Below are 7,868 nucleotides of genomic sequence, written 5' to 3'. Positions count from 1 at the left end.
CCGGGCCGAGGTCCAACACCTCCCGGACGAGGGTCCACACCCGGCGCCGGCGCAGGTGGCCGATGGCGCGCGAGACGAGGATGCGCCGCAGCCAGGCCGGGCCCGCCTTGGCGTCCCGGAGGGAGTGGCGCTTCTCGTAGGCATCCGCCAGGGTGGACTGGACGAGGTCCCTCGCCTCCTCGACGTCCCAGACGAGCCGCCGGGCCAGCCTCAGGAGGGCGGCCTGCTCACCGTGTACGAGCGCGTCGAAGTCGAGAGGGGTCACCCCCGCTCCCATCGGCGTCTCGCTCATGACGGCGCTGCCCTTCAAGGGTGGACCTCGTTGCCCGGTTTCCAGAAGAGAGGACGCCCGAGCCCGAGGAACGGCATACACCGATGATTTTCCCCCCTTTTTTCCGCTTCGGGTCAGACGGCGGCGGTGCGCAGCAGCCGGCCCGCGAGCTGGGTGTACTGGTCACGCTTCTCGGTATCCCCGAGGTGCGACCAGACATCCGCCAGGGCCCTCGCCGCGTCCACCAGCCCTGGGTGCAGTTCCAGCGCCATCTCCAGCACGTGCCGGGCGTGCCGGTAGCGCGCCTTGCCCGTCAAGCCGATGCCCCGCGTCCGGTGCTTGCCCGACTCCGTCGCCAGGAGTTCGCCGAGGCTGGCGATCTCCACCGCCGCCGCCTCGCGCCAGGCATGCTCGGTGTTGAGCTGGAGGGCCTCCTCCAGCAGGCCCCGGGCCGCCTCCGGCTCGTCCATCTCGAGCTGGCAGAGCGCCGCGTTGCGGTAGTGCTCGGCCGTCTCCGGGTCCAGATCGATGGCGCGCTCGAAGCACTTCAGGGCCTCGCGCGGACGCCCCAGACTGGCGAGCGCGGAGCCCTTGGCGCTCAGCGCCAGCACGTGGTTGGGATCCTGGACCAGAACACGGTCGAACACCTGGATCGCGGCCCCGTGGTTGCCTGACATCGAGTGGCTGACGCCCTCGTTGAATGCCGCCAACAGCGTGGACATATGCCCCCTTCGAGCCGGCCCACATGCCGGCCCTGTGGCTACCCGTCCCAGTCTACAGCCGGGCATGAAAGAGGGCAGCCTGACAGGCCAGGGAGACTGATGAAACCGGAAAGCTGGAGGCGTACCCAGACCCGTGGGCCGGGCGACAACTCCATGCGTCAAGGAGCCTTTTCCAGGGTGACGGAGGTCTGCGACAGAGAGGCCGGCAGCGGCAGCGGCTCGCGGCGGGCGGCCTCGGAGTCCTGGGCCAGCGCACGCGCCGACTCCAGCAGCGCGTTCACGTCGAAGAGGGCCTCGCTGGTGACGAAGAAGAAGCGCTCGAAGGAGGGGGCATCGTCCAGCTCGTACGCACTCGCCAAGGACACCGTGCCGCCCTTCAGCTCCAGCGAGCCCGTGCTGACGTCCGGGGAGTGGAGCGTCACCGCGCCCCGCCCGTCGATGGACAGCACCGCGCCGTAGCGTTTGCCGGCGGACACATAGCTGAGCTGAAGCACGTCCCCCGGCCGCGCCTGGACCGAGTCCGCGAGCGGCTCGGGCTCGCCCCGCCGCTGGCGGTGGATGAGCAGCCTGGGCTCCAGGCCCTTGGTGCGCGTCGTCTCCAGCAGGACCGCCTGCTGCTGCCGGGGCTCCTCGGGCAGCTCGCGCTGGGAGGAGATCATCAGCGCCGCGAGCCCCGCGACCACGGGGACTCCGAGCGCCAGGGCCGGCAGCCAGCGGCGCGGCGACTGGACCGGGCGGGCGGCCTCCACCACGCGGCGGCGGCGCGCCACCTCGGCGGCGACCTGGGCGGGAGGGAGCTTCGCGAGGGTGGCGCCGTCATCGGATTCCAGCTTCGCGAGGCGTTCCAACCCACCGGGCTCCTCGGCCAGACGCGCGCGGGCGGCGGCCAGCTCCTCGGGGGGAAGCTCTCCCAGGGCGATGCGCTCCAACAGCCAATCGGGCGTGTGTTGGGACATGGTCAGGCGGCCTCCAGTTCCTGAAGGTGGGCACGCAAGGTGCGCAGGCGCTTGCGGACGCCGGAGACGGAGAGCCCCACCTCCCTGGCGACCTCCTCGTACGTCATCCCGTCCACCAGGTGCAGCACGGCGATGGTGCGCGTGGACACCTGCTCGCGGCCGAAGAGCCGGTCCAACACCGCCGCCGCTCCCGTCCGCGCCTCCACGTCCTCCAGCGAGGCGATGCGCACGAGCAGCTCCTCGTCCGAGTCCACGGGACGTCGGCGCTCGGAGCGCATGCGGTTGAGGCACACGTTGGTCGCCATGCGGTGCAACAGGCTCGATGGGGCCGCCTGGGTCAGCGCCTCCTGGTGGTCGAGGAGGTGGACGAACACATCCTGCATGGCATCCACGGCCCGCTCCTCGTCGCGCAGGAGGAAGCGACAGCGCCGAAGCACCATCGGTCCATACCGGCGGTAGCAGGCTTCCACATCGATGGCCAACGTCGGTTCCTCCGTCCTCGCGAGCACCTGAACACCGCGGCGGGCGAGAACTGTTACCTCACCGTTTCCAGGAGGGCGGAAAAACCCGCGACGAAGTCCGGGTAGCGCGGGCGCCACCCCAGGGTCTTCAGCCGGGCATTGGAGATGGCCCGGTCGCCCCGGAGGGACTCATGCAGGGAAGCCAGGGGCACCGTCGGTGGCACTGGCAGTCCCAGGCGCGCGCACAGCCACCCCACCGTCTCCGTCTGGGTCGCCGGCCGGTCGTCCGCCACGCAGTACGTCCCGCCCGGCTCTCCCCGCTCCAGCACCACCCGGATGGCCTCCACCAGGTCGTCCACGTGGATCCGGGAGATGCGGCCTCCCCCACCCTCGGGGAGCCGGACCGCCCCGGAGCGGAGGCGTTCGATCGTGCCCCGGCCAGGGCCATAGATGCCCGCGATGCGCAGGCTGATGCCCCCGAACCGACGGAACCTCGCCTCCCCCTCGATACGACCCCGGCCATTCGAGGAGGTCGGGTCCACGGGAGTGTCCTCGTCCACGGAGCCCCGGGCGCCGCCGTAGACCCCGGTGGAGGAGAGATAGACGAGGCGGGCGGGGCCGGTGCGCTCCAGGGACCCGGCCAGGGAGGCGTCGAGCCCGGCGTCCGGGGGGATGGAATCCACCACGTGAGCGCCCTTCGACGACGCCATGGCCTCGTCCAGGGAGGGCAGTTGGACCCCCTCCCGGGACAGCTCCTCGCGGCGCTGCTCGTCTCGGGTCACCGCCAACACGCGACGGCCCCGGCGGGCCTCCTCGACCGCCAGCCGCGTCAACGTGTACCCACAACCGAGCAGGACGAGGGGAGACATGCCGCGCGCTTAACGGCCCCATGCCGAGAACGCAAGCAGGCCCCTCGAGGCGGTGGTACAAGCCCCGACCGTGACCGCGAACACCCCTTCCGACGCAGCAACAACTCCCACCTTTGAACAACTGGGCCTCAAGCCCGCCCTCGTGGAGGCGCTCAGCGCGCTCGGCTATGAGGAGCCTACCCCCATCCAGCGGGCCTCCCTGCCCCCACTGCTGGCCGGGAAGGATCTGCTCGGCCTGGCCGCCACCGGCACCGGCAAGACGGCGGCCTTCGCCCTGCCCCTCCTCCAGCGCCTCACCCCCGGCGAGCACAAGGCCTTCTCCACCTCCGCCCTGGTGCTCGTCCCCACCCGCGAGCTCGCCATGCAGGTGGCCGAGGCCATCCACCGCTACGGCCAGAAGCTCGGCATCACCGTGCTGCCCCTCTACGGCGGCCAGCCCATCGGCCAGCAATTGCGCGTCCTCAAGCGCGGCGTGGACGTCGTCGTCGCCACCCCCGGCCGCGCGTTGGATCACCTCAAGCGCCAGTCGCTCCTGCTCGACGACGTGCAGACCGTGGTGCTCGACGAGGCCGACGAGATGCTGGACATGGGCTTCGCCGAGGACCTGGAGTCCATCCTCGAGGCCACCCCGGAGACGCACCAGACGGCCCTCTTCTCGGCCACCCTGCCCCCGCGCATCGCCTCCATCGCCGAGCGCCACCTGCACCAGCCCGTCAACGTCCGCATCGCCAAGGAGAAGGTGGCTCCTGGCACCGGCCCTCGCGTGCGCCAGACAGCCTACATCGTCCCGCGTCCCTTCAAGGCCGCCACGCTCGGGCGCGTGCTGGACGTGGAGGCCCCCACCGCCGCCATCATCTTCTGCCGCACCCGCACCGAGGTGGATGAGCTCACCGTCTCGCTCAACGGCCGCGGCTGGCGCGCCCAGGCCCTCCATGGCGGCATGGACCAGAGCCAGCGGGATCGCGTCCTCAAGCAGTTCAAGACGCACGCCATCGAGCTGCTGGTCGCCACGGACGTGGCCGCGCGCGGCCTGGACATCGAGAAGCTCTCCCACGTCGTCAACTACGACGTGCCCAATGCCCCCGAGGCGTACGTCCACCGCATCGGCCGCACCGGTCGCGCAGGCCGCGAGGGCGTGGCCATCACCCTCGCCGAGCCCCGCGAACATCGGCTGCTGCGCAACATCGAGAAGCTCACGGGCCAGAAGATCGAAGTCGCCACCGTGCCCACCGTGGCGGATCTGCGCGCCCGCCGGCTGGAGCTCGTCCGCGCCTCCCTGCGCGAGGTGCTGGTGGCCGGTGAGCTCGACTCCTACCGCACCGTGGTGGAGAGCCTCGCCTCCGAGTTCGACCTGATGGAGGTGGCCGCCGCCGCGGTGAAGCTGCTGCACGACGCACAGGTGGAGGGCCAGGACGAGGAGGACGAGGAGATCCCCCTGGTGGCTCCGCACTCGTCGTCGGAGAGGGCCCCGCGTCCGGGCAAGGACGCCCGGGCGGCCGCGCGCCCCGGGGCGAGGGAGCGGCCCGCCGCCAAGGGGTGGCCCGGCACGAAGGCGCCCCCGGGTGAGGAGCCCCGGGGCGTGAAGCGCCGCGCGGGCCCGACCGAGGACTTCGAGATGGCACGGCTGTACATCGGCGTGGGCCGGCAAGCGGGGATCCGGCCCTCGGACCTGGTGGGCGCCATCACCGGCGAGGCGGGCGTGGAGGGCCGGCGGATCGGCGCCATCCAGATCTCCGACGGCTTCTCGCTCGTAGAGGTGCCCGAGGCCATGGCCGACCAGATCGTCACCGCGCTGAAGCAGGCCACCCTGCGCGGCAAGAAGGTCCCCGTGCGCCGCGACAAGGGCTGAAAAAACCGGGCCCCAGGTGCGGGAGCGCACCTGGGGCCCAGAAGACCCTCACCCCGTCCCTCTCCCGGAGGGAGAGGGATGGTAGGGGCTCAGAACTCGGCCGCGGCCCTCGGGTCCACGATGCCGCACTCCTTGATCTTGTAGAGCAGCGCCTTGTAGCTGATGCGCAGCTTGCTGGCCGCGCGCCGCTTGTTCCACGCCGTGCGCTGGAGCATGGCCAGTATGGCCTCGCGCTCGGCGAGCATCGCCGCCCGCTTGCCGATGTCCTTCAGCGACATCTCCGCCTCCGGCATGCTCGGAGGAGGAGGAGGAGGCTGCGGCGCGTCGAACGGATTCGCGTACCGCACCGGCGCCGCCACCTGGTTGGCCGGCACCTCCGCCGGAGGCACGTTCCCCCGCGACGGCATCTCCAGCACCTGCACCGCCACGCCCCCGCCCACCGTGGGGACCGGCGTGCGCACCAGCGTCGGCGCCGGAGGATCCACGTCCCCGTCTCCGCCGTACGACGTGGGCAGCGAGGGCGCGCTCGCCGGCGTCCGGCCTCCCGAGCGCAGTTCGTCCAGCACCAGCGTCGCGTCCTTCAGCACGCACAGCCGGCGAACCATGTTCTCCAGCTCGCGCACGTTGCCCGGCCACTCGTACTCGGTGAAGGCCCGCAGCACCTCCGGCGGCAGCTCCGCCACCCCGCTCATGTACTGGCGCCCGTACTTCTTCAGGAAGTGGTCCGTCAGGGGCACCACGTCCTCGGGGCGCTCGCGCAGCGACGGCAGCCGGATGGCCACCACGTTCAGGCGGTAGTAGAGATCCTCGCGGAAGTTGCCCAGCTCGATCTCCCGCTCCAGCTCGCGGTTCGTCGCCACCACCACGCGGCTGTCCACCCGGACGCTCTTCTTGCCGCCGACGCGGAAGAACTCCTCGTCCTGGAGCACCTGGAGCAGCTTGGCCTGGAGGCGGATGGCCATCTCGCCGATCTCGTCCAGGAAGATGGTGCCCTGGTCCGCCAGCTCGAACTTGCCCGGCTTCTCCGCCGTGGCGCCGGTGAAGGCACCCCGCTCGTGGCCGAAGAGCTCGCTCTCCAGCAGCTCGGCCGGCAGCGCCGCGCAGTTCACCTTGATGAAGGGCCGGTTGCGCCGGTTGCTGCGCGCGTGGATCTCCCGGGCAATCACTTCCTTGCCCGTACCGGACTCGCCCAGCAGCAGCACCGGCACGTCCGTGTCGGCGATGCGCTCCACCAGGGCCCGCACCCGGCGCATGGACGGCGAGTGAGAGATGACGACGCGCTCCCCGCTCGCCTCCGCCTGGGCCGCCACCGCGTTGGCCTGCGGCGCGCTCGCCACGGGCTGACGCGTCGGCGCGCGGCTGCCCAGGGCCCGGGCCATGGCGTCCTCCAGCTCGTCATTGCCGAAGGGCTTGGACAGATAGTCACTGGCGCCCAGCTTCATGGCGCGCATGGCATCCTCCGCGCCCGAGAGGGCGGAGAGGACGATGACGGGCGCATTGCCACCCGAGGCCCGATAGCGCCGCAGCACCTCGAGGCCACTGAGCTCCGGCATCATCACGTCCATCAGCACCACGTCGAACGAGCCCGCCGCGAGCATCTCCAGCGCCTGGGAGCCACTCGACGCGCAGCGCACCTGGTACCCCGAGCTGCCCAGCAGCTCGACGAGGAAGGTCCGCACCTGCTCTTCGTCATCCACCACCAACACCGCGATCCGATCCATCCCCTCGCCTCCCCTCACCATCGCGAATCACCCCGTGGAACGCCCACCCTCTGGTCGTCCCTGGTCAAATCGTCAGTCCCATACCCGTTGTCCCAGCACTCCGGCGCTCCTCGCGGGTCCGGCGCAGAGCCTGCTGCGCGGCACTCAGGAGTTGCACGGGAGAACCCACCACGTCCGGATAGCTCACCGCTCCCAGCGCGAGCGAGGGGCGCAGCACCTGACCCGCCACCTGCAAGCGGGCCAGCGCGAAGCGCCCGTTCACCCGGGCCATCACGTCCGGCACGCCCTCCGCCGGGGTCCCCGTCAGCATCACGGCGAACTCGTCCTCTCCCACACGGGCCACGATGTCCGCCTCGCGGACCGTCTGGCCGAACACCACCGCGCTATAGACGAGCAGGCGCTCGGCCATGGAGCGTCCCGACTCCTTGCGCAGCGTCCGGAAGTCATCGAGCGCCCCGGCCACCACGGAGAAGCTCCCCCCGAAGCGCTCGGTACGCCGCATCTCCAGGGCCATGAGCTCCAGCAGGAAGGCCCGGTTGTAGAGCCCGGTGAGCGGATCGTGCATGGCCGCCGAGGAACCCTCCTCCACCGGCAGCAGGGAGCGGCGCACCGCCGTCTTGAGGCGCAGCTGCGCACGCAGGCGCAGGACGAGCTCCTCGCCCGAGCCGGTGCGCGGCACCATGTCCACGCACAGGCCCTTTTCCAAGCAGAAGCGGTACGTCTCCGTATCGGTGGGGTCCACCAGGTACACCATGGGGACCGCGCCCCGGCCCATCTGCCGCAGCCGACGGGCCACCGACACCGCCGAGTAGTCCGGGGCCTGGGCGGCGAGCACCACCGCGTCCGGCTGGATGGCCTCGAACAGAGGTCCCGCCGCGTCGAAGCGCGTCACCGGGACCACCCGGAAACCAGCCTCGCCCAGCACCACCCGGGTCCGCTCCAGGTCTCCCGCCCGCGGCTCCACCACCAGGACCGTCAGCGGCTGATCCGACCTCTTGTGCCTGCGCCTCAACGTCACC

Annotated in this window: 8 protein-coding genes; 1 reads left to right on the top strand and 7 read right to left on the bottom strand. The window is 71.3% G+C overall.

Translation table 11 applies throughout. The features are described 5' to 3' along the window. From VF794_RS15325 to VF794_RS15305, 5 genes are all read right to left on the bottom strand, one after another. On the bottom strand, positions 1–292 hold a 292-nt coding region (locus VF794_RS15325), incomplete at its 3' end, for an RNA polymerase sigma factor (RefSeq protein WP_331111063.1). 113 nt (positions 293–405) lie between these two features. Beyond that, the gene (locus VF794_RS15320) at positions 406–993 is read right to left on the bottom strand and encodes a tetratricopeptide repeat protein (RefSeq protein ID WP_331111061.1); all 588 of its coding nucleotides are present in this window, start codon (positions 991–993) and stop codon (positions 406–408) included. 158 nt (positions 994–1,151) lie between these two features. Beyond that, positions 1,152–1,949 (bottom strand): ActD protein, encoded by a 798-nt coding sequence (locus tag VF794_RS15315; protein ID WP_331111059.1) that lies wholly within the window; start codon positions 1,947–1,949, stop codon positions 1,152–1,154. A 2-nt stretch (positions 1,950–1,951) separates the two neighbouring features. Continuing rightward, positions 1,952–2,431, bottom strand: coding sequence for a sigma-70 family RNA polymerase sigma factor (locus VF794_RS15310; RefSeq protein WP_331111058.1), 480 nt, complete (start codon positions 2,429–2,431; stop codon positions 1,952–1,954). A gap of 53 nt (positions 2,432–2,484) precedes the next feature. Continuing rightward, the gene (locus tag VF794_RS15305; protein ID WP_331111056.1) at positions 2,485–3,279 is read right to left on the bottom strand and encodes an SDR family oxidoreductase; all 795 of its coding nucleotides are present in this window, start codon (positions 3,277–3,279) and stop codon (positions 2,485–2,487) included. Between the two features lie 70 nt (positions 3,280–3,349). On the opposite strand from VF794_RS15305, the gene VF794_RS15300 reads away from it, so the two are divergent. Beyond that, entirely contained in the window at positions 3,350–5,128 is a 1,779-nt protein-coding gene (locus VF794_RS15300) for a DEAD/DEAH box helicase (protein ID WP_331111055.1), read from the top strand. An 89-nt stretch (positions 5,129–5,217) separates the two neighbouring features. Here VF794_RS15300 and VF794_RS15295 read toward each other — a convergent pair whose 3' ends face one another. Together VF794_RS15295 and VF794_RS15290 are read right to left on the bottom strand one after the other, a co-directional pair. After that, positions 5,218–6,849 carry a sigma-54 dependent transcriptional regulator gene (locus VF794_RS15295; protein WP_331111053.1) on the bottom strand — a complete coding sequence of 544 codons (1,632 nt, stop codon included), beginning with the start codon at positions 6,847–6,849 and terminating at the stop codon, positions 5,218–5,220. A 64-nt stretch (positions 6,850–6,913) separates the two neighbouring features. Continuing rightward, entirely contained in the window at positions 6,914–7,867 is a 954-nt protein-coding gene (locus VF794_RS15290) for a diguanylate cyclase (RefSeq protein ID WP_331111051.1), read from the bottom strand. Position 7,868 lies beyond the last annotated feature (1 nt).

Origin of the sequence: Archangium sp. (assembly GCF_036389735.1) — a bacterium.
In the GTDB taxonomy this organism is placed as follows: Bacteria; Myxococcota; Myxococcia; order Myxococcales; family Myxococcaceae; genus Archangium.
The sequence above is the reverse complement of the archived record's forward strand: the minus strand, read 5'-3'. Positions and strand labels throughout refer to the sequence as shown.

Coding starts and splice junctions, on each gene's coding strand:
- VF794_RS15320 (WP_331111061.1), bottom strand. CDS start 993: ATGTCCACGCTGTTGGCGGCATTCAACGAGGGCGTCAGCCACTCGATG.
- VF794_RS15315 (WP_331111059.1), bottom strand. CDS start 1,949: ATGTCCCAACACACGCCCGATTGGCTGTTGGAGCGCATCGCCCTGGGA.
- VF794_RS15305 (WP_331111056.1), bottom strand. CDS start 3,279: ATGTCTCCCCTCGTCCTGCTCGGTTGTGGGTACACGTTGACGCGGCTG.
- VF794_RS15295 (WP_331111053.1), bottom strand. CDS start 6,849: ATGGATCGGATCGCGGTGTTGGTGGTGGATGACGAAGAGCAGGTGCGG.